Origin of the sequence: Streptacidiphilus sp. EB129 (assembly GCF_041262645.1) — a bacterium.
In the GTDB taxonomy this organism is placed as follows: domain Bacteria; phylum Actinomycetota; class Actinomycetes; order Streptomycetales; family Streptomycetaceae; genus Streptacidiphilus.
Genome location: NZ_JBGCCS010000014.1, coordinates 67,887 through 91,481 on the forward strand (window position 1 = coordinate 67,887; position 23,595 = coordinate 91,481).

At 71.0% G+C, this 23,595-nt stretch carries 23 protein-coding genes; 7 read left to right on the forward strand and 16 right to left on the reverse strand.

The genetic code is table 11. The annotated features are described in order from the left end of the window. Positions 1-37 precede the first annotated feature (37 nt). The 5 genes from ABH925_RS18820 to ABH925_RS18840 form a co-directional block, all read right to left on the reverse strand. Positions 38-1,393: an aspartate aminotransferase family protein gene (locus ABH925_RS18820; RefSeq protein ID WP_370149342.1), complete on the reverse strand. Its 1,356-nt coding sequence runs from the start codon at positions 1,391-1,393 to the stop codon at positions 38-40. 67 nt (positions 1,394-1,460) lie between these two features. Then, positions 1,461-1,934 (reverse strand): N-acetyltransferase family protein, encoded by a 474-nt coding sequence (locus tag ABH925_RS18825; RefSeq protein WP_370149343.1) that lies wholly within the window; start codon positions 1,932-1,934, stop codon positions 1,461-1,463. Positions 1,935-1,938: 4 nt separating this feature from the next. After that, positions 1,939-2,547, reverse strand: a complete 609-nt coding sequence (locus ABH925_RS18830; protein ID WP_370149345.1) for a GNAT family N-acetyltransferase — start codon at positions 2,545-2,547, stop codon at positions 1,939-1,941. A gap of 11 nt (positions 2,548-2,558) precedes the next feature. Next, complete coding sequence (locus ABH925_RS18835; RefSeq protein WP_370149347.1) at positions 2,559-3,155, reverse strand: GNAT family N-acetyltransferase; 597 nt, start codon at positions 3,153-3,155, stop codon at positions 2,559-2,561. A 125-nt stretch (positions 3,156-3,280) separates the two neighbouring features. Beyond that, the gene (locus ABH925_RS18840) at positions 3,281-4,567 is read right to left on the reverse strand and encodes an adenylosuccinate synthase (RefSeq protein WP_370149349.1); all 1,287 of its coding nucleotides are present in this window, start codon (positions 4,565-4,567) and stop codon (positions 3,281-3,283) included. A gap of 133 nt (positions 4,568-4,700) precedes the next feature. Here ABH925_RS18840 and ABH925_RS18845 point away from each other — a divergent pair, with 133 nt between their 5' ends. Next, positions 4,701-5,744 carry a diacylglycerol kinase family protein gene (locus ABH925_RS18845; RefSeq protein ID WP_370149351.1) on the forward strand — a complete coding sequence of 348 codons (1,044 nt, stop codon included), beginning with the start codon at positions 4,701-4,703 and terminating at the stop codon, positions 5,742-5,744. Positions 5,745-5,814: 70 nt separating this feature from the next. After that, the gene (locus tag ABH925_RS18850; RefSeq protein ID WP_370149352.1) at positions 5,815-6,234 is read left to right on the forward strand and encodes a DUF3151 domain-containing protein; all 420 of its coding nucleotides are present in this window, start codon (positions 5,815-5,817) and stop codon (positions 6,232-6,234) included. A gap of 84 nt (positions 6,235-6,318) precedes the next feature. Here the strand turns inward: ABH925_RS18850 and fbaA are convergent, their stop codons facing one another. After that, on the reverse strand, positions 6,319-7,341 hold the full coding sequence (gene fbaA / locus ABH925_RS18855; protein ID WP_370149354.1) for a class II fructose-bisphosphate aldolase: 1,023 nt from the start codon (positions 7,339-7,341) through the stop codon (positions 6,319-6,321). A 239-nt stretch (positions 7,342-7,580) separates the two neighbouring features. Here fbaA and ABH925_RS18860 point away from each other — a divergent pair, with 239 nt between their 5' ends. Continuing rightward, positions 7,581-8,318 carry a DedA family protein gene (locus tag ABH925_RS18860; protein ID WP_370149356.1) on the forward strand — a complete coding sequence of 246 codons (738 nt, stop codon included), beginning with the start codon at positions 7,581-7,583 and terminating at the stop codon, positions 8,316-8,318. Positions 8,319-8,387: 69 nt separating this feature from the next. Here the strand turns inward: ABH925_RS18860 and pyrE are convergent, their stop codons facing one another. The 5 genes from pyrE to ABH925_RS18885 all read right to left on the reverse strand — a co-directional run bounded on the left by pyrE (position 8,388) and on the right by ABH925_RS18885 (position 13,851). Next, positions 8,388-8,921, reverse strand: coding sequence for an orotate phosphoribosyltransferase (gene pyrE, locus ABH925_RS18865; RefSeq protein ID WP_370149358.1), 534 nt, complete (start codon positions 8,919-8,921; stop codon positions 8,388-8,390). Between the two features lie 11 nt (positions 8,922-8,932). Beyond that, entirely contained in the window at positions 8,933-9,769 is an 837-nt protein-coding gene (locus ABH925_RS18870; protein ID WP_370149529.1) for an aldose 1-epimerase, read from the reverse strand. A 173-nt stretch (positions 9,770-9,942) separates the two neighbouring features. Further along, on the reverse strand, positions 9,943-11,085 hold the full coding sequence (locus tag ABH925_RS18875; RefSeq protein WP_370149360.1) for a CoxG family protein: 1,143 nt from the start codon (positions 11,083-11,085) through the stop codon (positions 9,943-9,945). 170 nt (positions 11,086-11,255) lie between these two features. Next, positions 11,256-13,187: a spermidine synthase gene (locus tag ABH925_RS18880; protein WP_370149362.1), complete on the reverse strand. Its 1,932-nt coding sequence runs from the start codon at positions 13,185-13,187 to the stop codon at positions 11,256-11,258. 157 nt (positions 13,188-13,344) lie between these two features. Then, positions 13,345-13,851, reverse strand: coding sequence for a DUF2617 family protein (locus tag ABH925_RS18885; RefSeq protein WP_370149364.1), 507 nt, complete (start codon positions 13,849-13,851; stop codon positions 13,345-13,347). 713 nt (positions 13,852-14,564) lie between these two features. On the opposite strand from ABH925_RS18885, the gene ABH925_RS18890 reads away from it, so the two are divergent. Continuing rightward, on the forward strand, positions 14,565-16,484 hold the full coding sequence (locus ABH925_RS18890) for an LPXTG cell wall anchor domain-containing protein (protein ID WP_370149366.1): 1,920 nt from the start codon (positions 14,565-14,567) through the stop codon (positions 16,482-16,484). A gap of 116 nt (positions 16,485-16,600) precedes the next feature. Here the strand turns inward: ABH925_RS18890 and ABH925_RS18895 are convergent, their stop codons facing one another. The 4 genes from ABH925_RS18895 to ABH925_RS18910 form a co-directional block, all read right to left on the reverse strand. Continuing rightward, on the reverse strand, positions 16,601-17,767 hold the full coding sequence (locus tag ABH925_RS18895) for a pyridoxal phosphate-dependent aminotransferase (RefSeq protein ID WP_370149367.1): 1,167 nt from the start codon (positions 17,765-17,767) through the stop codon (positions 16,601-16,603). 228 nt (positions 17,768-17,995) lie between these two features. Continuing rightward, positions 17,996-18,547 (reverse strand): YbjN domain-containing protein, encoded by a 552-nt coding sequence (locus tag ABH925_RS18900; protein WP_370149369.1) that lies wholly within the window; start codon positions 18,545-18,547, stop codon positions 17,996-17,998. Between the two features lie 172 nt (positions 18,548-18,719). Further along, complete coding sequence (gene clpB / locus ABH925_RS18905) at positions 18,720-21,347, reverse strand: ATP-dependent chaperone ClpB (protein ID WP_370149371.1); 2,628 nt, start codon at positions 21,345-21,347, stop codon at positions 18,720-18,722. A 104-nt stretch (positions 21,348-21,451) separates the two neighbouring features. After that, positions 21,452-21,946 carry an LURP-one-related/scramblase family protein gene (locus ABH925_RS18910; protein WP_370149373.1) on the reverse strand — a complete coding sequence of 165 codons (495 nt, stop codon included), beginning with the start codon at positions 21,944-21,946 and terminating at the stop codon, positions 21,452-21,454. 243 nt (positions 21,947-22,189) lie between these two features. Between ABH925_RS18910 and ABH925_RS18915 the strand changes: the two genes are divergently transcribed. The 3 genes from ABH925_RS18915 (at position 22,190) to ABH925_RS18925 (ending at position 23,195) form a co-directional block, all read left to right on the forward strand. After that, positions 22,190-22,420 (forward strand): ribbon-helix-helix domain-containing protein, encoded by a 231-nt coding sequence (locus ABH925_RS18915; RefSeq protein WP_370149375.1) that lies wholly within the window; start codon positions 22,190-22,192, stop codon positions 22,418-22,420. Then, positions 22,407-22,754, forward strand: coding sequence for a type II toxin-antitoxin system PemK/MazF family toxin (locus tag ABH925_RS18920; protein WP_370149376.1), 348 nt, complete (start codon positions 22,407-22,409; stop codon positions 22,752-22,754). The genes ABH925_RS18915 and ABH925_RS18920 overlap by 14 nt, the downstream gene beginning before the upstream one ends. A 96-nt stretch (positions 22,755-22,850) precedes the next feature. Next, positions 22,851-23,195 carry a hypothetical protein gene (locus ABH925_RS18925; protein WP_370149379.1) on the forward strand — a complete coding sequence of 115 codons (345 nt, stop codon included), beginning with the start codon at positions 22,851-22,853 and terminating at the stop codon, positions 23,193-23,195. A gap of 49 nt (positions 23,196-23,244) precedes the next feature. Here the strand turns inward: ABH925_RS18925 and ABH925_RS18930 are convergent, their stop codons facing one another. Then, complete coding sequence (locus tag ABH925_RS18930) at positions 23,245-23,592, reverse strand: hypothetical protein (protein WP_370149380.1); 348 nt, start codon at positions 23,590-23,592, stop codon at positions 23,245-23,247. Positions 23,593-23,595: the final 3 nt, after the last annotated feature.

Below are 23,595 nucleotides of genomic sequence, written 5' to 3' on the forward strand. Positions count from 1 at the left end.
GGGCCGCAGTGGTCTACACCACTCGAATGACGCCCGGTCAGCCGGTGTGCGCGTCCGCCAGGGTGAGCACCTCGTCGAGGATGGCCAGGCCCTCCTTGACCTCCGCCTCGCTGCTGTTGCACGGCGGCACCACGTGCAGCCGGTTCATGTTCACGAACGGCCACAGCCCGCGCTGCTTGCAGGCGGCGGCCAGCTCGGCCATCGGCGCGTTGGCCGCACCGGCCGCGTTGTACGGGGTGAGCGGCTCGCGGGTGGCCCGGTCCCGGACCAGTTCCAGCGCCCAGAACACGCCGAGGCCGCGGACCTCGCCGATGACCGGGTGGCGCTCGGCCAGCTCGCGCAGGCCGGGACCGATGACGTCCTCGCCGAGCCTCCTGGCGTTCTCGACGATGCCCTCCTCGGCCATGGCGTTGATCGTCGCCACGGCGGAGGCGCAGGCCAGCGGGTGTCCGGAGTAAGTCAGGCCGCCGGGGAAGGGGCGCTCGGCGAAGGTCTCGGCGATCTTCCCGCTGATGGCGACGCCGCCCAGCGGCACATAGCCGGAGTTCACGCCCTTGGCGAAGGTCAGCAGGTCGGGCACGGCACCCCAGTGGTCCGCGGCGAACCAGGCACCGGTGCGGCCGAACCCGGCCATGACCTCGTCCAGGATGAAGACGATGCCGTGACGGTCGCAGATCTCGCGGACCCCGGCCAGGTAGCCGGCCGGCGGGACCAGGATGCCGGCGGTGCCGACCACCGTCTCCAGGATGATCGCGGCCACGGTCTGCGGGCCCTCGAAGGCGATGGTCGCCTCCAGGTGCGCCAGCGCGCGCTCGCACTCCTGCGCCTCGTTCTCGGCGTGGAAGCTGGAGCGGTAGGCGTAGGGGCCCCAGAAGTGCACGATGCCGGACACGCCGGTCTCGTTGGCCCAGCGGCGCGGGTCGCCGGTCAGCGCGATCGCGTTGGCGGTGGCGCCGTGGTACGAGCGGTAGGTGGAGAGCACCTTCTGCCGGCCGGTGTGCAGCCGGGCCATCCGGATGGCGTTCTCGTTGGCCTCGGCGCCGCCGTTGGTGAAGAAGATCTTGTCCAGGTCACCAGGGGTGCGCTCGGCGATCAGCCGGGCCGCCTCGCTGCGGACGTCCACGGCGAAAGCCGGGGCGAAGGTGCAGAGCTTGGCGGCCTGCTCCTGGATCGCGGCGACGACCTTGGGGTGCTGGTGGCCGATGTTGGTGTTGACCAGCTGGGAGGAGAAGTCGAGGAAGCGGTTGCCCTCGTAGTCCCAGAAGTAGGAGCCCTCCGCGCCGGCGACGGCGAGGGGGTCGATCAGGGCCTGCGCGGACCACGAGTGGAAGACGTGGGCACGGTCGGCGGCCTTGACGGCCTGCCCCGCTGCGGAGTCGACAGAGATGCTCATGGCCGAAGCCTACGAAGCGGGGCAGGGGGACGTTAGCGACAGCCTGTCTATCGATGGCAGGAGAGGGCTACAGACTGTCGGACTGCGGTACCGCCGCCGGGGCCATGCTGTAGGTCAGGAAGACCGTCTTCACCGCATGCCGGTCGTAGACGCTCCGGGCGCGGTAGTTGTTCTCCGCGGTGGTCCAGCGGACCACCGCCCAGCCCTCCTCGGCGGCGATCCGGGCCAGCTCGGCCAGCAGCGCGTCGGCCGCGCCGCCGCCGCGCCGGGCCGGGTCGACGAAGAGGTCGTCCAGGTAGCCGCAGGTCCCGCGGAGCAGCGAGTCGAAGGCCCGGTAGTGCGCCAGCCCGACGGGGGTGCCGTCGGCGTCGCGGGCGACCAGGCAGTGCGCCGAACGCTCCGGGTCGTGGATCCAGGCCCAGGCCCGGTCGTAGTCGGCCTCGGAGAGGTCGACCTGGTAGAACGCCGCGTAGCCCTCGAACAGCTCGCGCCAGCGTGCGTGGTCCTCGATCCGGACCGGGGTGACGGTGAGGTCGGACATGGACTCAGCCCTTCGCGAGGAGTTCGGTGAGACGGGCGCCGAGACGGGCCCTGGCGGGCGGCCACTCGTCGGCCAGCAGGGAGAAGTAGGCGGTGTCGCGCCAGCTCCCGTCGGAACGCAGTCGCTCCCGGCGGTGGACGCCCTCGGGCTGGGCGCCGAGGCGGAGGATGGCGTTCTGCGAGCGCTGGTTGAAGATGTCGGTACGCCACTGCACCCGGCCCATGCCCAGGTCCTCGAAGGCGTGGGTGAGCAGCAGCAGCTTGGACTCAGTGTTCACCCCGGTACGCCAGTACGCCCGCCCGTACCAGGTCCAGCCGATCTCCAGGCGCTCGTCGCGGGTGTCGATCTCGTGGTAGGTGGTCCAGCCGACGGCCCTGCCGGTGCCCAGGTGGATCACCGCGAAGGCGATCTGGTGCGGAGCGCGCGCGAGCAGCCCGGCCGCGACGGCGCGCAGTTCCTCCTCGGTGCGCGGGGTCCCGACCGGCAGCCAGCGCCAGACCTCCTCGTCGTTGCCACCGGCGGCGAAGAGATCCGGGATGTGATCCAGCGTCAGCGGCTCCAGCCGGACCTGGCCGCCGGTGAGCGTGGTGGGTGCGGGTGTCTTCGCAGGCATCGGGCGACCTCTCAGCCTTCCGCGAGCCGGGCGCCGAGACGGGCCTTTGCCATCGGCCACTCATCCACCAGCAGGGAGAAGTAGACGCTGTTCCGCCAGCTGCCGTCGGGGCGCAGCCGGTGCCGCCGGAAGGTGCCCTCGGGCTGGGCGCCGAGGCGGGCGATGGCGTTCAGCGAGCGGGTGTTCATGTGGTCGGCCTTCCACTGGACCCGGCCCATGCCCAGGTCCTCGAAGGCGTGGGTGAGCAGCAGCAGCTTGGACTCGGTGTTCACCGCGGTGCGCCAGACCTCGCGGCCGTACCAGGTCCAGCCGATCTCCAGGCGCTCGTCGACGGCGTCGAAGTCGATGTAGCTGCTCCAGCCGACGGCCTTGCCGGTGTCGAGCCGGATCACGGCGAAGGGCAGGTACTGGGCGGTGTTCTCCAGCAGCGCCGCGGCGATGGCGCTCAGCTCGTCCTGGGTCCGCGGGGTCTCGGCGCCCATCCAGCGCCAGACCTCGTCGTCGTTGCCCCCGGCGGCGAAGAGATCCGGGATGTGGGCGAGGGTCAGCGGCTCCAGGCGGACGTGCCGGCCCTGGAGCACGGTGGGTGCGGGTGTCTTGGCAGGCATGATCAGACTGTAGGGAAATTTTGAACTAAGTGCAACGCATTTATGCACTAGTTCAATAATCGGCCAGCGGGAACGCAACGGCCCCCGTCGCTGTGCGCGACAGGGGCCGAAAGGCTGTGCGGGGACTACGACAGGAACGAGCGGATCTGGATCGTCTCGGTCCGGCCGGGGCCGACGCCGATGGCGGAGATCGGGGCGCCGGACATGTCCTCCAGCGCCTTCACGTAGGCCTGGGCGTTCTTGGGCAGGTCCTCGAAGGTCTGCGCCTTGGTGATGTCCTCGGACCAGCCGGGCAGGTTCTCGTAGATCGGCGTCGCGTGGTGGAAGTCGGTCTGCGAGTAGGGGAGCTCGTCCACCCGCTTGCCGTCGATCTCGTAGGCCACGCAGACCGGGATCTGCTCCCAGCCGGTGAGCACGTCCAGCTTGGTCAGGAAGAAGTCGGTCAGGCCGTTGACCCGGGTCGCGTAGCGGGCGATCGGGGCGTCGAACCAGCCGCAGCGGCGGTCGCGGCCGGTGGTGACCCCGCGCTCGCCGCCGATCCGGCGCAGCGCGTCGCCGTCGGCGTCCAGCAGCTCGGTCGGGAACGGGCCCGAACCGACGCGGGTGGTGTAGGCCTTGAGGATGCCGATGACCCGGTCGATCTTCGTCGGCCCGATCCCGGAGCCGGTGCAGGCGCCGCCGGCCGTCGGGTTGGACGAGGTGACGAAGGGATAGGTGCCGTGGTCGACGTCGAGCAGGGTGCCCTGACCGCCCTCCATCAGCACGACCTTGTCCTGCGCCAGCGCCTCGTTCAGCACCAGCACGGTGTCCGCGACGTACGGGCGCAGCTTCTCGGCGAAGCCCAGGTACTCCTCGACCACCAGCTCGGCGGGGACCGCGCGGCGGTTGTAGAGCTTGACCAGGATCTGGTTCTTGTCGTGCAGCGCGGCCTCGATCTTCTGCCGCAGGATGCTCTCGTCGAACAGGTCCTGGACCCGGATGCCGACCCGGTTGATCTTGTCGGCGTAGGACGGGCCGATGCCGCGCCCGGTGGTGCCGATCTTGCGCTTGCCGAGGAAGCGCTCGGAGACCTTGTCCAGGGTCCGGTGGTACGGGGTGATCAGGTGGGCGTTGCCGGACACCAGCAGCCGCGAGGTGTCGATGCCGCGCTCCTGCAGCCCGGTCAGCTCGGAGAACAGCACGGCCGGGTCGATGACCACGCCGTTGCCGATCACCGGCGTGCAGCTGGGACTGAGGATGCCGGAGGGGAGGAGATGAAGTGCGTACTTCTGATCGCCTACGACCACCGTGTGACCGGCGTTGTTGCCACCCTGGAAGCGGACCACGTAGTCGACCGAGCCACCGAGAAGGTCGGTGGCCTTCCCCTTGCCCTCGTCGCCCCACTGAGCGCCGACCAGCACGAGTGCGGGCACAGGCGTACACCCCTTTCGGGCGGGGCACAACAGACGGCGGGAAGGCCGCCGTTCTGGCCCCGGATAGACCAAGCCCCTGGCGCAACAGCGCAAGGGGCTCTTACACCGAGAGATTACCCGAGGAAGGACCGCGGTGTCGGCTGCACGTTCGGCGGGAGAGGCACTCCTGGTGGTGGTCTCCCCCGCTGCCCTGGCCCTGGACGGGGAGTCGGTGAGGGTCGCCAGGGACGTCCTCGGGGCGGCCTTCGACCTCAAGGCGGTGGTGCCGGGGGACCTCGCGGAGCTGCGGCGGGTGCTGTCACGAAGGGGACGAAAGCGACTTGTCGTGATCGGTGACGATCATGCACTGCACCATGTGGTGCAGGTGTTGCACCAGCAGTCGGAGCTGGCCTCCGTCGCGGTCGCGATCATCCCGGTCGGAAAGGGCCACAAAGTGGCCTTGGCCAGGACACTCGGCGCTGCGGAGCTGCCCGTGGACGCGGCCAGGGCAGTGGTCCACGGGGCCGAACGGAGCCTGGATCTGCTGGTCGACGAGAGCGGCGGAGTGGTCCTCGGCGGGCTGCAGATCCACGGCCGCGGGCTTCCGGCGGAATCGTCCACGCCGACCGCCGGAACGGAGGAACCGCAGGTCGGAACGGCCGCGCCGGCCGTCTCACCTGCTGGGACGGGCGGGCCGGAAGAGGATCGGGCGAACTCCGCAGTTCGTTCGCTCAGGGCGAACAGGGCTGCGCCCGGTCGGAGCACCGCGGCATCCGCCGCCCGCGACCACTCCTGGTGCACCCGGCTGCTCGGCGCGGCCCGCTCCACCCGCTCGGTCGTCGGCGCGCTGATGCCGGGCCCCCGCCCCGACCCGGGCCAGCCGCTCCGGGTCGAGGCCGACGGCAGGCTGCTCGCCGACGTGGACCACCCGGTGCGGCTGGTCTCGGCCTGGAACGCGTGCACCGGCACCGCGGCACTGGTGACCCTGCCCGACGACGGTCTGATGGACATCCTGGTCAGCGCCTCCGCGACGGACCGCGGAGCACTGCGGGTCCAGGCCCAGCGGATCACCGTCTCCACCGGCCCGGCGCACCGCTTCACCTACGAGGCCGACCACACCGTCAGCGCCCCGGTCCAGCAGCGCACCTGGACCGTCGAACCGGGCGCCTGGCGGCTCACCGTCCCCCCGGCGGCGTGAGGCCGGCCAGGGACGGACGGGGGTCGACGGGCCGGCCGCGGGGCCTTCGGCGGATGGCAGACTGCAGGGCATGAGCACTCACAAGAACCTGCTGGGCGGCCCCGAGCCGACCCTGCTGCCGGAGGACGAGCAGCCCTACCGCCTGCTCGCGGAGGAGTCCGCCTCGCCGGTCCAGGTGGCGGCGGACTACCCGACCTTCTCGCTCGCCTGGGCCATGCTCGCGGACGACGCCTACGACGCCGGGCACGTGGTCGAGTCCTACGCCTACGCCCGCACCGGGTACCACCGCGGCCTGGACGCGCTGCGCCGCAACGGCTGGAAGGGCCACGGGCCGGTTCCGTGGGAGCACCGCGCCAACCGCGGCTTCCTGCGCTGCCTGGCCGCGCTGGCCCGCGCGGCGGACGCGATCAAGGAGGACGAGGAGGCGGCCCGCTGCTGGGAGTTCCTCAAGGACAGCAGCCCCGAGGGGTACGCCGCGCTGAAGCAGTAGCACAACGGGGCACGGGGAACTGTGCGACCAGCCCTCTACGGAGGTGCCTGGTTGGTCGCGCAGTTCCTCGCGCCCCTGTGGCGGCTACTTGAGGCGGGTGCCGGCGGAGCGGAGGCTCTTGGTGGCCTCGACGACGCGCGCGGCCATGCTGGCCTCGGCCAGCTTGCCCCAGGTGCGGGGGTCGTAGGTGTTCTTCTTGCCGACCTCGCCGTCGACCTTCAGCACACCGTCGTAGTTGCGGAACATGTGGTCCGCGATCGGGCGGGTGAAGGCGTACTGGGTGTCGGTGTCGAGGTTCATCTTCACGACGCCGTTCTCCAGCGCGGTGGAGATCTCCTCGGCGCTGGAGCCCGAGCCGCCGTGGAAGACGAAGTCGAACGGGTCGGTCCTGCCGTACTGGGCGCCGATCGCGTCCTGCAGCTCGCGCAGCAGCTCCGGCTTGAGCACGACGTTGCCCGGCTTGTAGACGCCGTGGACGTTGCCGAAGGACGCGGCCAGCAGGTAGCGCCCCTTCTCGCCGAGGCCCAGCGCCTCGGCGGTGCGGACGACATCGTTGACGCTGGTGTAGAGGTTGTCGTTGATCTCGTGCGAGACGCCGTCCTCCTCACCACCGGTCGGGGTGATCTCGACCTCAAGGATGATCTTCGCGGCGGCGGCCTGGGCCAGCAGCTCCTGAGCGATGGTCAGGTTGTCGTGCAGGTTCTCCGCCGAGCCGTCCCACATGTGCGACTGGAACAGCGGGTTCTCGCCCCTGGCGACGCGCTCGGCGGAGATCGCCAGCAGCGGGCGGACGTAGCCGTCCAGCTTGTCCTTGGGGCAGTGGTCGGTGTGCAGCGCGACGGTGATGTCGTACTTGGCCGCCACGATGTGGGCGAACTCGGCCAGCGCGACCGCGCCGGTGACCATGTCCTTCTTGTGCTGGCCGCCGAGGAACTCCGCTCCACCGGTGGAGATCTGGATGATGCCGTCGCTCTCGGCCTCGGCGAAACCGCGCAGGGCGGCGTGCAGGGTCTGCGTCGAGGTCACATTGATGGCCGGGTAGGCGAACTTGCCTGCCTTGGCCCGGTCCAGCATCTCGCTGTAGACCTCGGGAGTTGCGATGGGCATACGGATCCGCTCCTGTCGGTGATGCGTCTACGGATACTGCGACCCCGACCAGGGTCGGCACGGCGTCATTGTCCCATCCTCGCGTCTCGGCTTCACCCCTGCGGGGGACAGTCAGGCGCTATGCCCACGAGGCATGACCAAAGCGACCAAAGGGGATCCATCAGCACGACCCGGGCACCCGGGCGGTCCGTGCCGGAGCGTCACAGTGCCCGGACAGGGGTGCACGTTAGTCTGCGCGGGTGACCACGACTCTCGCGTTGAACGTCTCGACCCTCCTCGACGCCAAGGCCCTGATCTCCCAGCTCGGAACGGTCGGTCTGCTCGCGATCATCTTCGCCGAGACCGGGCTGCTCATCGGCTTCTTCTTCCCCGGCGACTCGCTGCTGATCCTGGCCGGGGTCGCCGCGTCCAGTGCGGGTCTGAAGGTGCTCGGCACCCAGATGCCGATCGCGGTACTGATGCTCGGCGCACCCCTGTGCGCCGTCGCGGGCGCGCAACTGGGCCATCTGCTCGGCGCCAAGGGCGGCCGCAGGCTGTTCGACCGGCCGTCGTCACGGCTGCTGAAGCGCGAGCACGTGGAGAAGGCCGAGGAGTACTTCGTCAGGTTCGGCCCGGCCAAGGCCGTGGTGATGGCCCGGTTCATCCCGGTGGTGCGGACCTTCCTCAACCCGGTGGCCGGCGCGCTGGAGATGCCGGCCCGGACCTTCTTCCTGTGGAACGTGGTCGGCGGGGTCATCTGGACCGAGGCGATGCTGATGATTGGGTATCAGTTCGGCGCGTCGATGGCACCGGTGATCGACAAGTACCTGATCCCGGCGATGGCCCTGATCGTGCTGCTGTCGATCTCGCCGATCCTGCTGGAGCTGGCGCGCGGGCGCAAGAAGAAGGCGGCGGGCGGCGCGGCCGCCACGGCGGGAGCCGCGGTACCCGGGCAGCGGGACGAGGCGGCCGTCGGCGGCCGCCACCGCCGGCGCTGACCCCTCACGAGGACGGGTCGAACGCCACGGCGGCGGTGCGGCACGGGACCGGCGGGCGGCCGGAGGTGACTACAGGCCGAGGTCCGCGAGCTGGAAGGCGGCCAGGTAGGGCAGGCCCTGGGCCTCGATCGTGGGGGCCGCGCCGCGCTCGACGATGACCGCGACGGCGACGACCTCGCCACCGGCCTCGCGTACCGCCTCGACCGCCGTCATCGGCGAGCCGCCGGTGGTGGAGGTGTCCTCGACGACCAGCACCCGGCGTCCCTTCACCTCGGTGCCCTCGATCCGGCGCTGCATCCCGTGGGCCTTCTGCGCCTTGCGGACGACGAAGGCGTCCAGCCGCTGACCGCGCGCGGCGGCGGCATGCAGCATCGAGGTGGCGACCGGGTCGGCGCCCAGGGTGAGGCCGCCCACCGCGTCGAAGTCCAGGTCGGCGGTGAGGTCCAGCATCACCTGACCGACGAGCGGCGCGGCCTGCCCGTCCAGGGTGATCCGGCGGAGATCGATGTAGTAGTCGGACTCCAGTCCGGAGGAGAGGGTGACCTTGCCGTGGACCACGGCCTTGGTCGTGATCTGGTCGAGAAGCTCGTCGCGGTTGCTCATGAGGCCCCAGTTTAGAGCGCGCGGTGCCAGCTCCACTCCGTGCTGATCTCCAGCGGGTCGATCAGGGTGACCAGCCGGGGAGCGGTGTTGAGGCCGTTCGGCGGACCGGACTGCGGTTCGACGCAGATGGCGTCCGGCTGCTCGTCGAAGACCACCAGCCACTCGCAGTCCGAGGTGATCTCCAGGCGGAGCTCGTCCTCCCAGACCAGGGTGGCGGCGACGCCGTCCGGCAGTCCGAAGCAGTCGTCGCGGGGGCCCGGGAGGGGGTCGATGCGCCGGCCGGTGGGGAGGTGGTCGGAACCGCGCTCCTCCTGCCAGCCGGGGGCGAAGTCCAGCCGGGCCTCGGCCCCGTCGGTGCTGAGCCGCTTGCGGAACCACGGGTGCCAGCCGGCCTGGGCCGGGAAGGAGACGGCACCGGTCTCCACCGAGAGGGTGGTCCGCAGCGAGTCGGGAGTGAGCTCGAACAGCTGGGTGACCCGGCCCGCGTAGGGCCAGGGATCGGCCAGGTCGTAGAAGAACGCCGCACTGTTCCCGGTCACCGGGGCCGCCTGGGACCAGGCGGTGCGGACACCCGTGCCGTGGATCGCATGCGGCGGCATGTCGATCGGCAGGGTGTGGCTGGTCTGGGCGTTGTTCCAGCGCCCGTGCGCGACCCGTCCGGCCCACGGCACCATCGGGAACGAGCCGTACCCGAAGACACCCGCGTCCTTCGCCTGCGGGTCGTCCTGGGTCCGCAGCAGCTCGACGCCGCCGACGCGGAGACTGCCGAGCCGGCAGCCGTCCGCCGGGAGCACCGTCACCTCCACGTCGCCCGCGCTGAGCCGGATCGGGGAATCGGACGACGGGATGGAGCGGGACACGGTGCCTCCTGGCGCGGCGGTGCGGGTGTGCGTCGGTGTGGGACGGGCGTGGACAGGACGTGGCGGGTGCGTCGGACGCCGGGGCGGGTGCGTCGGACAGCGTGGACCGGCTGCGGCCGGCGGCGCCGACAGCGCTGCGGGCGCCGACGGTTGACGGCAGGTCAGGCGCGGCGGCGCAGCGCCCGGACCAGGATCACGGCTCCGCCGATGATCGCGACCCCGCCGCCGAGGACCCAGGGCACGCGGGTGCGGTCGCCCTCGGCGGACGGCGGTTCGCCCATCCGCCGCTCCGGCGAGGACCAGCGCGCCGCCGCCCGGGAGCGAGCGCTGCGCGGCGGCAGGGCCGGGCCGTAGCGGCCGCGCGGCGGGGCGTGGTCGACCTCCTCGGCGGAGCGGCCGACGATGCTGCGGCGGTTGCCGGGGGTGCCCGGCCACGACTCGTCGAGGGCGGCGGCGCCGTCGAAGACCGCGGCCCCGTCGAAGGCTCCGGCGGCTTCCTCGATCAGGAAGAGGTTGCGCTCGTCGAGGGCGTCCAGGTCGTCCAGGCCTTCGAGGCCCTCCAGGTCGCCCAGCTCGCCGAGGTCCACCGGGTCGGAGTCGTCGTCCGCGTCCGCGTCCGCGTCCGCGTCCGCCCCGGCCGGGCCCGGCTGGGCCTGCCGCTCGTCGACCGGTCCGTCCACCGGCTCCGCCGGGGCGGGTACCTCGCCGAACAGCTCCTCACCCACGACCTCGGCGAAGGAGTCCTCGGCGAAGGGCTCATCGGCGCGGGCCCGCTCGCCCGACGGCGCCCCGGCGCCGGCCGCATCGTCGCCGGCAGTCCCGTCGGCGGGGCCTCCGTGGCCGGGGGCCCCGGCGGCCGACGCCTCGTCAGCGAGGGTCGCGCAGAAACGGTCCAGCAGTCGCCTGGCCGCGACGGCCAGCGCCTCGGGGTCGAGCTCCTCCCACCGGCCCTTGCCGCTCAGCGCGCCGTGCACCCGAATCCGGCTGCCGTCGCCCTCCGGCAGGACGGTGACCCGCACCGTCCCGGTCAGCCCACCGGAGCCGACCACCTGTTCGGCCGCCACGGTGAAAGCCAGCGGCTCGCCGTCCCGCGGCCTCAGCTCGCCCCGGTAGGTGATGGAGGAGCCGCCGACCCGCAGTTTCAGCCGGCCCGCCAGCAGCCCGCCCGCCCGCGACCGGTCCGCCGGCGACCGGTCCGTCCCGTCCGGGGTGAACCCCGGCAGGCAGCGGGCCAGCAGCTCGGGGTCCCGCAGCACCTGGAGAACGGTGTGCGGCGGCAGCGGTACCAGAACGTCATGCTCCATGCTCTGGGAGCCTACAGACCAGGCGCGGCGGAGGGGATGCAGGTGGCCGGAGTTTCACCGGCGGGCATCGGCGCCGTGGTCCGGGCATCGGCGCCGTCGTCGCGTCCGGATGTCACTGTCACAGGGGGTGTCACCCCGGGGGTGACACGCGGGGGCATCACGACCGGGTGTCAGAGCCGTGGATGCAGCAGCGTGGACGGGATCTGGTCGCGGGCGGGGCGCCGGGCGTCGGCGAGTGCCGCGGCCAGGCGCAGTGCGGCGGCGTCCAGGCCGGCCGGGTCCGGGCCGGCCGCGCCGGAGGGGTCGGAGCTGCCGGAGCCCGAGGTGCTGGAGCTCGAAGTGCCGGGCCCCGAGGCGCCCGGTCCCGCGCCGTTCGGTCCTGCCTCACCGGCCCCGACCAGGCCGGTCCCGGCGGGGTCGGGGAGCCGCAGCTGCGGCTGCCGGACGGCGGCCAGGATGAAGCCCCAGTCGGTGGGCCCGCCGCAGGAGCGGTCGGCGGGGACCGAGTACTCGGCGGTGTGCAGGCCGGTGGCGTGCAGCGTGTCGTCCGCGTCCCAGAAGCCGTCGCCCGCGACCGATCCGGCGTGGACGACGAGCCGGCCGTCCGGGGCGAGCATCCGCCGGACCAGCCCGTAGAACTCCGTGGTGTAGAGCTTGCGGCTCTGGTCCAGCCCCGGTTCCGGCAGATCGGAGATGATCACGTCGTATGGCTGCTCCTGGCGGGGCGCGGTGCGCAGCCAGGTGAAGGCGTCGGCGGTGACGGTCCGCACCCGGGGGTCGTTCAGCGCGCCCTGGTTGAGCTGGGAGAGCTCCGGGTCGGTTCGTCCCAGCCACAGCACCTCGGGGTCGATCTCGACCACGGTGACCTGGGCGACCCCGGCGTAGCGCAGCGCCTCGTGCGCGGCCAGGCCGTCCCCGCCGCCGAGGACCAGCACCCGGGTCCGGGGCCCGGCGAGCGCGGGACGGACCAGGGCCGCGTGGTAACGGGCCTCGTCGCTCCCGCAGACGGCCAGCCGGCCGCCCAGGTAGAGCCGCAGCGAGGGAAAGGACGGAGCGGCACTCGGGACGGCGGCGCGCAGCGGATAGCCGTCGTCGGCGGTACGCGGCGGCGGCACCCGGTCCGACCCGTCACCGCCCGGTCCTGCCCCCGGCCCGGACCCCGGCCCCGTGTCCTGCCCCGCCCCCAGTTCGGCCCAGGACTGCGACTGCCCTCCGGTCCGCGCCTGCCCGGCCTGCGACGGCGACCCGTCGCCGCCCCCGTCCCCGCCCGTGCCACTGCCCCCGGACCCGTCACCGCCGGTGCCACCGGACGGCCCGGTGAGCACGATCTCCTGGTAGCGGCTCTGGCTGCTGAATCGGATCGGCGCGCCGTACAGCGCGTGCCGGGCGGCGCGTTCGAACGCGCCGGTGAGCGCGGCCGCCACGGCGAGCAGCACCAGCACCGTGCCGCACAGGCCCCACAGCAGCGACCGCACCCGGCGGCTCGGCTCGGAGGGGAAGAGCCAGAGCACCACCACCGCCCCGGCCACCGCGTTCACCCCGCCGGTGAGCAGCGCCCCGGTGGCCTGGCCCAGTATCGGCAGCAGCAGGAACGGGAAGGCCAGCCCACCGACCAGCGCGCCGATGTAGTCGGCGGCGAACAGGTCGGCGACGGCACGGCCCGCCTCCTGCCGGCGGATCCGCTGGATCAACGTCATCAGCAGCGGGATCTCGGCTCCGATCAGCGTGCCGATGACGAAGGCGACGACGACCAGCGCCACCTGGTAGTGGCCGATCCAGACGAAACAGCCGTAGAGCACCAGCACCGACAACCCGCCGACCAGCGCCAGCGCGCTCTCGACCAGGGCGAAGGAGGTGGCCGGCCGGCGGGTGAAGCGCTTCGCCAGCAGCGAGCCGACCCCCATCGCGAAGACCATGACGGACAGCACCACCGATGCCTGGGTGACCGAGTTGCCGAGCAGATAGCTGCCGAGGGCGACCAGTTCCAGCTCGTACACCAGCCCGCAGGCGGCGCAGATGAACGCCGCGAGCAGCACCAGCAGCCGTGCGGCACGGGTGCCGACGGCCGACAGCTGCGAGGATCCTGCGGAATGGTTGATCACGAACAAACGCTAGGCGACGTCAGGTCACCCCCACTTCCCCCCAACGAGTGATAGAGCCAGGTGTTGGATTGACGACTCGCTCAGTTGATCGATGCCGCTGCTGTGAACTCACCGCCGGAGACGGCCCGAGTTCGTCACGCATTGTGTTGTGCACAGATCAGTCTTGCGCTCTTAGCGAGGATCTCGTGCACACCAGTCGCCCCTCCTGCGGATAGGCGTGCCAGGTGCGCCAGAAGATGTCCCGCTCGTTCCCTCCGGCGAGCAATGCGGTGAACGCGTTCGGATCCCCCGGGAACACTCCGGCCAGGCCGTCCGGATGCTTCTCGACGAGTGCCAGCAACTCCTGTGCGCGTCCGGCGAAATTCTGCGCCGAGAGGGTTTCCACGCGTGCCGCGAATTCGTAGTCCCAGCCCTGCACCCGTTCCGCGACACGGGCCGGGAGCGGGGTTCGGCGCCCGGGCAGGCAGGCCACCGTCTCCGAGCAGTAGCCGGCCGCCGCGCCCAGGACGACCTGGTGCGACGCGCCCAGCAGCCGTAACTGCAGGTCCAGCCTGCCGATCTTCATGTCCAGTACGGCGAGCGCGGGCAGTTCCTGGCGACCCAGGCACCACGCCAGGTCACCGGCACGCGTGTCGGTGTAGGAGGTGTGGAGAGTGGTGAGCATTCTGGGCTCCGCGTACTCGGTCACTCGACGAGGGCGCCGGAGGATCCACCCGCCGAGCCCGACCGGGAACCTGGGCATGGTGGAACCTGGGCATAGCGGCCCTGGGCGATGGGACAATCGGGACTCAGGAAGCAGGGAAGCACGAATACTCCGTGTTCGTAGAGCATTTACCCAACTTCGGCGCCCTGCCATCATTCCGGGATGGATTGCTTCGCGTTCTGGTCGCGGACATGACCGACTCTGCGCGCTGACGTGGGAAAACCGTGGTGAACGTGGATATTCGGGAGCCGCCCGGACGGCCCCGGGAACCTTCCCACGGCGTGTCACATGCCCATGGCAGACACCCCGGTCATAAAAGGAGCCGATTCTTCACTCCATCGTGGGTCACCCGCACGGAGTCCCACCCCGTCAACCCTCCACCGCCGCTTGTGACCCCGTGGTGGCCAGCGGGATCGCCGGCCGGCTTCACCGGGCCCGGCCGACACTCCGGACCCGGCAGTCACGGGTGGCAACGGCGGGCGCTGCGAGGCGGGGACTACGAGCCGGCGGGACGGCGCCGGTCCGCCGGGCGAGTGAAGTATGACAACAAATCAGATGAAAGGTAGTCATATTCCCGAGTTGCCCGACTCCTCCTCCGCATGATGGGTCGACAGGCTGCACATCATCAAGGAGGACGCGCCATGGTCAGGGCAAGAGGAAGATACGGCCGATGGGTGGTGCCATGGATCGTATGCGCTGTCGGGCTCGGACTGACCGGAGCCGGTCCGGTCCCTGACACGTCCCCGAGCGCGGGCTCGTCCAGCGACGCGACCGCTGTCACCGCCCCCGCCGACACCACCCGGACGGCCAGCACCCCGGCCGCGGCCGCCCCCTCGGCCGACTCCCCGTCGGCAGGCGCCGGGAGCACCTCCGCCACCGCCGACACCTCGACCGCGCAGGCGCCGGCTGTTCAGGCACCGGCCGCGGACGTACCGGCCGCGCAGGCACCCGCCGTTCAGGCACCGGCCGCCCAGGCACCCGCCGCCCAGGCACCCGCCGCCACGCCGTCGGGCAGCACCGCGAGCACACCCTCGACGTCGTCGGCCGCCACGACGACCACGGCCCCGGCCGCGAAGCCCGCGACCGCCAAGCCGGGCACCGACGGGGTCACCCCCTGCCCCACCGGCTGCCAGATCCAGATCAGCAAGACCGCCGACCGCAGCTACTACCTGCCGGGCCAGACGGTGCACTACACCGTCACCGTCACCGACATCGGCACCGACCCGTGCCCGCCGGCCACGGTGACCGACGACATCAGCGGCGACCTGGCCGACTCGGTCTACAACCACGACGCGGCCACCGCCAGCGGCTCCACCAGCTACAACCAGCCGAAGCTGGTCTGGACCACCGGCACGCTCACCCCCGGGACGCCGGTCACGATGACCTACAGCGTCACCGCCGACTCGCCGGACAACGGCCCGATGCGCCTGATCGACGCCGTCACCGCGCCCAACAGCAACTGCCTGACCGGGACCGAGGAGGGCTGCCACGTCGAACTCGACTCGCCCAGCTGGGTGGTGACCAAGAGCGAGAACCGTGACGACGTCGAGCCGGGCAACCGGATCAACTACACCATCACGGCCCACAACACCGGCACGGTCGACTTCACCGGCGTCCGCCAAGCGGGCCTTGAGGACGACATGTCGCTGATCGTCAAGGACAGCGTCTACGACGCCGACGCCACCGCCTCCAGCGGCACGATCACCGTCAACAAGCCGTTCGTGCAGTGGCGCGGCGACCTGCCGGCCGGGGCCAGCGTCACCATCCACCTCTCCATCACTGCGGAGGCGCTGCCGCCGAACACCAGCGTGCTGGAGAACATCGTCCGGGCGCTCTACCCGCACCACGGCGGCACCGACCTGAGCAACCCGCTTCCGCCGCAGCGCACCGCACTCACCCGGTCGATGGGCCTGGAGCGGCCCATGGCCCAGCTGCTCGCGCGGACCTTCGCCGGGTCGGAGACCCGTTCGCTGCGCGGGGGTTCGACCAGCACCGTCCCGCTGATCGACGCCTGCACCGTCAACCCGGTCACCGACAGCTGCGACGTCACCGCCGACGAGCCGAAGCTGATCGTCAAGAAGTCGGCGGACCGCGGGCACGCGGTCCCCGGCGAGGTCATCACCTACCGGGTGTCGTTCGCCAACATCGGCGACAACGACTTCCCGGCCGGTGAACTCCCGGTCGTCACCGACGACCTGAGCAAGGTCCTGGACAAGGCGTCCTTCATCGCCGGATCACTGACCTCCACCGTTCCCAGCGCCTCCTTCGACCCCGCGCACCAGCAGATCGTCTGGAGCGGCCAGCTGCTCGCCGGCCAGCACGCGTACTTCCAGTACCAGGTGATGGTGCACAAGCCGTTCCACGGCGACGGCACGCTGGACAACCTGGTGATCGCGCCCAAGTCGAACTGCCAGGCCGGTTCCAAGGACGCCGCCTGCCGGGTCCACATCCCGGTGCTGCAGAGGTTCTTCCACCACCTGGGCCGCCTCGCCTCCACCGGAGCGGCGGTCACCCCGGCGGCCACCCTCGGCGGCGGACTGCTGCTCTCCGGCGCCGGTCTCGTCCTCTACCGCCGCCGCCTGCGTCGCAGTTGAGGCCGACGGGATGAGGATCAACCGCTGAACCAGTGAACGGCTGACCCGGCGCGGCCACCGCAGCACCCTGCGGTGGCCGCGCCCTCGCGTTCCCACCCGCCCCGGACAACACCCGCTCAACCGCCCAACCGCTGCAGACGCGCGGCGGCGTCCCGGAGCACTTCGTCCCTTTTGCAGAAGGTGAACCGGACTTGGCTGCGGCCGGCGTCGGGGTCGTCGTAGAAGACGGAGTTGGGGATGGCGACGACGCCGCAGCGTTCGGGCAGGGTGCGGCAGAAGGCGTAGGCGTCCTTCTCGCCGAAGGGGGTGATGTCGGTGGTGATGAAGTACGTGCCCTGCGGTTCGTAGACCTCGAAGCCGGCCGTGCGCAGTCCGGCGTCCAGCAGGTCGCGCTTGCGGAGCAGGTCGGCGCGGAAGCCGGCGTAGTACGAGTCCGGCAGCCGCAGCGCCTCGGCGACGGCGTACTGGAACGGACCCGCGCTGACGTAGGTCAGGTACTGCTTGGCGGTGCGGACGGCCGCGACGAGTTCAGGGGAGGCCGTCACCCAGCCGACCTTCCAGCCGGTGAAGGAGAACGTCTTGCCCGCCGAGGAGATGGCGACGGTGCGCTCGCGCATCCCGGGGAGGGCGGCGATCGGGTGATGGGCGCCCTCGAAGACCAGGTGCTCGTAGACCTCGTCCGTGACGACCAGCAGGTCGTGCTCGACGGCGAGTGCCGCGATCGCGTCCAGTTCCTCGGGGCCGAGCACCATCCCGGTCGGGTTGTGCGGGGAGTTCAGCAGCAGCAGCCGCGTTGCCGGGGTGACCAGGGCGCGCAGCTCGTCCAGGTCCGGGCGGAAGGACGGCGCGCGCAGCGTCAACGGCACCCGCTTCGCGCCCGCCATCGCGATGCAGGCCGCGTAGGAGTCGTAGAACGGCTCGAAGGCGATCACCTCGTCGCCCGGCTCCAGCAGAGCCAGCAGCGCGGCGGCGATGGCCTCGGTCGCACCGGCGGTGACCAGGACCTCGGTGTCGGGGTCGTACGCCAGGCCGTAGAACCGCTGCTGGTGCTCCGCGATCGCGGACCGCAGCTCCGGGATGCCCGGGCCCGGCGGGTACTGGTTGCCGCGCCCCTCGCGGATCGCCCGTACCGCTGCCTCGGCGATCTCGGCAGGGCCGTCGGTGTCCGGGAAGCCCTGGCCCAGGTTGATCGACCCGGTGGCCGTGGCCAGCGCGGACATCTCCGCGAAGATCGTCGTCCCCAGGCCCGCCAGCCGGCGGTTCAACAGCGGCCTCGCACCCATGCGGGACTCCTCGCAGATCGTCGTTGGGGCCATCCTCCGGGGCGAGGGCGAACCACGACAAGCCCGCCACCCCGGACCCGCGCCCGGTCGCGCCTCCGGGAACGCCGAAGGCCGGCGCGCACTGTCGCGTGCGCGCCGGCCTTCGTTCCGCGGGTTCCGCCTGTCACCGCCTCTGGGCGGTCAGTCCCGAGGCCGGTCCGGAGACCGATCCCGAGGCCGGTCCGGGGATCAGTCCTCGGACGGACCGTCCTGGTCCGCCTCGCCGCCTTCGACGTCCACGTCCTTGGCCAGGCCCATGCGCTCGGCCAGCCACTGGTCGAAGGTGACCGAGGCCTGGGTCCAGTTCGCCATCATGGCGACGAAGTAGTTGATGTTGACGCCCATGCCGACGATCATCTGCGACTCGCCGATGACCCGGACCACACCGTCGTCGTGGGTGTGCGAGTACACCTTCGGCCAGAGGGTCTCCCGGTTCCACTCGTCCAGGGCCTCGATCAGCTCGGCCTTCTTCTCGATCGGGTGGGCCCGGTCGTAGAAGGCGCGGACCGCGAAGAGCTCCTTCTGCTCACCGCGGAACATGTAGTACACGCGGAAGCCCTCCCAGGGGGCGAGCAGGTCGCCTTCCTCGTCCTGGGCGTGCTTGATCTCCATCTGGTCCAGGACCTGCTTGATCAGCTCCTGGTCGGGGATGATCACCGGCGGCGGCCCGACCTCGCCCGACGGCTGGGGCTGCTGCTGCGGCGCCCCGAAGGAGGGGATGGAGGACGGGTCGATGCTCATAACTGGCGGGGTTCCCTTCGAGTGGACGTACCACCCCCATCCTGCCTCATCCCCACCCCTCGGCGTAGCCCCGACCGCTCGCTCGAAGCCGTCCGGTCGGGGCCGTCGGCAGAGCCGTCCGGTCGGGGCCGTGGGTCGGGGCCGTGGGTCGGGGCCGTTCCGGTCCGGCCGGTCAGCCGGTCCGCTTCACCGTGTCGACGGCGGCCAACCGGACCGGGCGGACGATCAGCCGGTCGGCGTCGTCCTCGGCGTCGACCTCGACGGTGTCGCCGTCGCGGACCTCGCCGCCGAGGATCTCGCGGGCCAGCTGGTCACCGATCGCACTCTGCACCAGCCGCCGTAGCGGGCGGGCACCGTACGCCGGGTCGTAGCCGGTCAGCGCCAGCCAGTCGCGGGCCGCCGGGGTGACCTCCAGCGTGAGCCGGCGGTCGGCCAGCCGCCGCGCCAGCGAGGCGACCTGGAGGTCGACGATGCGGGCCAGCTCCTCCATGCCCAGCGGGTCGAACACCACGATGTCGTCGAGCCGGTTCAGGAACTCCGGCTTGAACGCGGTCCTGACCGTCTCCAGGACCCGGTCCTTCTTGGCGGAGTCGTTCAGCGTCGGGTCGACCAGCCACTGCGAGCCGAGGTTGGAGGTGAGGATCAGGATGGTGTTGCGGAAGTCCACCGTCCGGCCCTGGCCGTCCGTCAGCCGGCCGTCGTCCAGTACCTGCAGCAGGATGTCGAACACCTCGGGGTGGGCTTTCTCCACCTCGTCCAGCAGCACCACGCCGTACGGGCGACGCCGTACCGCTTCGGTGAGCTGGCCGCCCTCCTCGTAGCCGACGTAGCCGGGGGGCGCGCCGACCAGGCGGGCGACGCTGTGCTTCTCGCTGTACTCGCTCATGTCGATCCGGACCATGGCCCGCTCGTCGTCGAAGAGGAAGTCCGCGAGCGCCTTCGCCAGCTCGGTCTTGCCGACGCCGGTCGGCCCCAGGAACAGGAAGGAGCCGGTCGGACGGTCGGGGTCGGAGATGCCGGAGCGCGAGCGGCGCACCGCGTCGGAGACGGCCTGGACCGCGGTGGTCTGGCCGATCAGGCGGCGGCCCAGCTCCTCCTCCATCCGCAGCAGCTTCGCGGTCTCGCCCTCCAGCAGCCGGCCGGCCGGGATGCCGGTCCACGCGGCGACCACGTCGGCGACGTCGTCGGGACCCACCTCCTCCTTGACCATCGAGGCGGTGGTGGCCTCGGAGCGGGCCGCTTCCTGCGCCTGGGCCAGCTCCTGCTCGGCGGTCGGGATGTCCGCGTACATCAGCCGCGAGGCGGTGGTGAAGTCGCCGTCCCGCTGGGCCCGCTCGGCCTGGCCGCGCAGGTCGTCCAGCCGCCCCTTGAGCTCGCCGACCTTGTTCAGCGTGCTCTTCTCCTGCTGCCAGCGGGCGGTCAGCCCGGCCAGCTGCTCCTGGCGGTCGGCCAGGTCGCGGCGCAGCCGCTCCAGCCGCTCCACCGAGGCCGCGTCGGACTCCTTGGCCAGTGCCATCTCCTCCATCCGCAGCCGGTCGACCGAGCGCTGCAGCTCGTCGATCTCGACCGGGGAGGAGTCGATCTCCATCCGGAGCCGGGACGCGGCCTCGTCGACCAGGTCGATGGCCTTGTCCGGCAGGAACCGGGAGGTGATGTAGCGGTTGGACAGGGTCGCGGCGGCGACCAGGGCCGCGTCGGAGATCTGCACCTTGTGGTGCGCCTCGTAGCGGGACTTCAGCCCGCGCAGGATGGCGATGGAGTCCTCGACGGACGGCTCGCCGACCATGACCTGCTGGAACCGGCGTTCCAGCGCGGCGTCCTTCTCGATCCGCTCGCGGTACTCGTCCAGCGTGGTCGCGCCGACCATCCGCAGCTCACCGCGCGCCAGCATCGGCTTGAGCATGTTGCCGGCGTCCATCGCGGAGTCGCCGCCCGCACCAGCGCCGACGAGCGTGTGCAGCTCGTCGATGAAGGTGATGACCTCGCCCTCGCTCTGCTTGATGTCCGCGAGCACGGCCTTCAGCCGCTCCTCGAACTCGCCGCGGTACTTCGCCCCCGCGACCATCGCGCTCAGGTCCAGCGAGACCAGCCGCTTGCCGCGGAGCGACTCGGGGACGTCGCCGGCCACGATGCGCTGGGCCAGGCCCTCGACCACGGCGGTCTTGCCGACGCCGGGCTCGCCGATCAGCACCGGGTTGTTCTTGGTGCGCCGGGACAGCACCTGGACCACCCGGCGGATCTCCTGGTCCCGGCCGATGACCGGGTCCAGCTTGCCGTCCCGGGCGGCCTGGGTGAGGTCGGCGCCGTACTTCTCCAGCGCCTTGTAGGTCCCCTCCGGATCGGCGGAGGTGACCCGGGCGCTGCCCCTGACCTCCTTGAACGCGGCCAGCAGGGCCTTCGGGGTGGCCCCCTCGGCCTTCAGCGCGTCGGCGACCTGGCCGCCCTCCGCGGCCAAGCCGACCAGCAGGTGCTCGGTGGAGACGAACTGGTCGTCCAGTTCGGCGGCCCGGGCCGCCGCCTCGTTCAGGGTGCTCACCGTCTGCCGGGCCAGCTGTGGCCCGGAGACGGTCGAGCCCTGCGCCTGCGGCAGCGCGGACTGCATCCGCTGGACGGCGGCGCGCAGCCGGGACGGGTCCGCGCCGACGGCCTCCAGCAGCGGCCGGGCGATGCCCTCGGGCTGCTCCAGCAGCGCGAGCAGCACGTGCACCGGGGTGACATCGGGATTGCCCGCACCGGAAGCCTGCCGGATCGCAGCCGACAGGGCTTCCTGCGCCTTGGTGGTGAGCTTGCTCGCGTCCACGCTTCCATGACCTCCTGTGCTCAGCCGTCAGCAGTACCACTCTGCGAGATACAGCATGACATAAGTTGAGCCTATTCCACTCAAGTCAGCGAGAGTGGTTGTGGTCAGTGATGGTGCTCGTGCTCCAGCCGTTGCAGGTGGTCCACGCACACCGCGACGCACAGCAGCAGCGGCACGTCCTGGCCGTCCTTCACGTCGATGCCGTAGGTGTCCCGGAAGGTGAACCACTTCCTGCTCACCCGCGCCACCCGATGCCCGCCCTCGTCGATGTCGAACTCGTGGTCGAAGAAGTCGCCATGCACCTCCAGCTCGCGCCCGTCATGGAGCTGCGCCTCGTACTTGTCCCGGAACGGCGTGAACAGCTTCTTCTTCACCGTCGCCAGGGTCTCGCCGCCGCGCTCGATCTTCATCGCGTCACGGACGCTGACCAGCTTCTTCTTGATCACCGCGACCGTGTGGCCGTGCGGGTCCTTGAGCTCGAAGGTGTCCGAGATCCGCAGCACCTTCCCGTCCACCAGGTAGGCCTTCTCGCCGTGCTCCGTGGTGATCCAGTGGTCGTCGCCGATCGAGAACATCCGGTCCCGCATCAGGAACTTCATCGCGCTGCCGCCTCCATGGGTCGCCCTGTACCGACTCTGACGCCTTCCCGCTCCGCGGAGTTCCTACCTCCCCCACCCCCGGAACCACCCCCAGGGAGCGCGATGACACTTGCGCGGGCCCTCGACTGTTGTACGCGGTGCAGCTCCGCGGCCACAGCAACCGCCGAAGCGCCGCCAGGCGATGCTACCCATGCTCCCTACCACTGGTAGCACTCCCGGTAGTACCGCAGTATGCTTTCTGGTATGAAGATCAGCGTCAGCCTTCCCGAAGGTGATGTCGCCTTCCTCGACCGATACGTGGCCGAGACGCCCAGCGACTCGCGCTCCGCCGCGATCCACGCGGCCATCGAACTCCTCCGCGCCGCCCAGTTGGAGGACGACTACGCCGAGGCCTGGCAGGACTGGGAGCAGCACGAGGACGCGACGGCGTGGGACCGCGTGACGGGAGACGGCCTCTCCGATGCGACGCGGTGACATCTACCTGATCGACTTCGACCCGGTTCGCGGCAGCGAGGCGAACAAGGCACGGCCGGCCGTCATCGTCTCCAACGACTCCGCCAACCAGTCCGCCGCCAGGCTCGGCCGCGGCGTGCTGACGGTCGTACCGATCACCTCGAACACGGGCCGGGCCTTCCCCTTCCAGGTGCTGCTCGACGCCGCGTCCTGCGGTCTGGACCGCGACTCCAAGGCCCAGGCCGAACAGGTCCGCGCAGTGGCCGTCGAGCGCCTGCGGCACCGCATCGGAACCGTCCCCGCAGAGCAGCTCGCCCGCCTGGACGCCGCCCTGCGCCTGCACCTCGCCCTGTAGTGGAGGCGAGAGGCTCGCGTTCGACAACGTCGAGGGACTGGGACCACTGCTGCACCGAGGAGGGATAGCCTCGTCCAAGACGCGAGGAGTGACGCCATGAGTTGGCAAGGGCACGACGGGGCCGAGCTCATCCCCCGGCCGGAGAAGACTCCCGCCGCACTGAAGGCCGCGCTCTCCGTCGTCGCCGCCCACCACCTTCCCGCGATGTCGGCACAGTGCAAGGCCATGGCGGAACCCACGGCCGGCAGCATCGATCCCGTCCGGGCATTCGTCGCGCACTGGGCCGCCGTGGTCGAGATCGAGCGCTGCCCGGAGATTGCCAGGGCCTACCACCGGGCGAACTACCTCGCCAACCACAGCGAGACGATCGACGACTGCCGAGAGCAGGCCACCATCGTCGCCGAGCTCTACCGCTCTGCCTTCGCGGCGGTGAACGGATGAGCTGGAGCTGGGAGTACCTCCCCAGCGAGGAAAGGCTGAAGCAGCCAGGCTATTGATGTTCGATAGCCTCGAAAATATCGGAGTTGGTCTCCCGCTGCCAGGCTGGCTGGTCGACCCAATCGGCAACGTAACTCGGCTTCGGGTCCTCAAAATGCCTGTAGATCTGAGCAATCCAACACAGGGATACGAATCGCCCCTTCTGTTCGCGGCTCAGCTTGGCTGCACTGCCCGAGCTGGCGTTGAGGAACCCTCGAACCTGCTCATAGACAGTCGTCGCGGCCTCCTGCTCCCACACCGGCATCTCTTCCCACGGGGAGACGTACCCCGCCTTGGGTTCCCCGGGGAAGTGCTTCAGCACTCCAGCGATCCAAGCTTCCCGAAACACCTGTCCGCTCATATC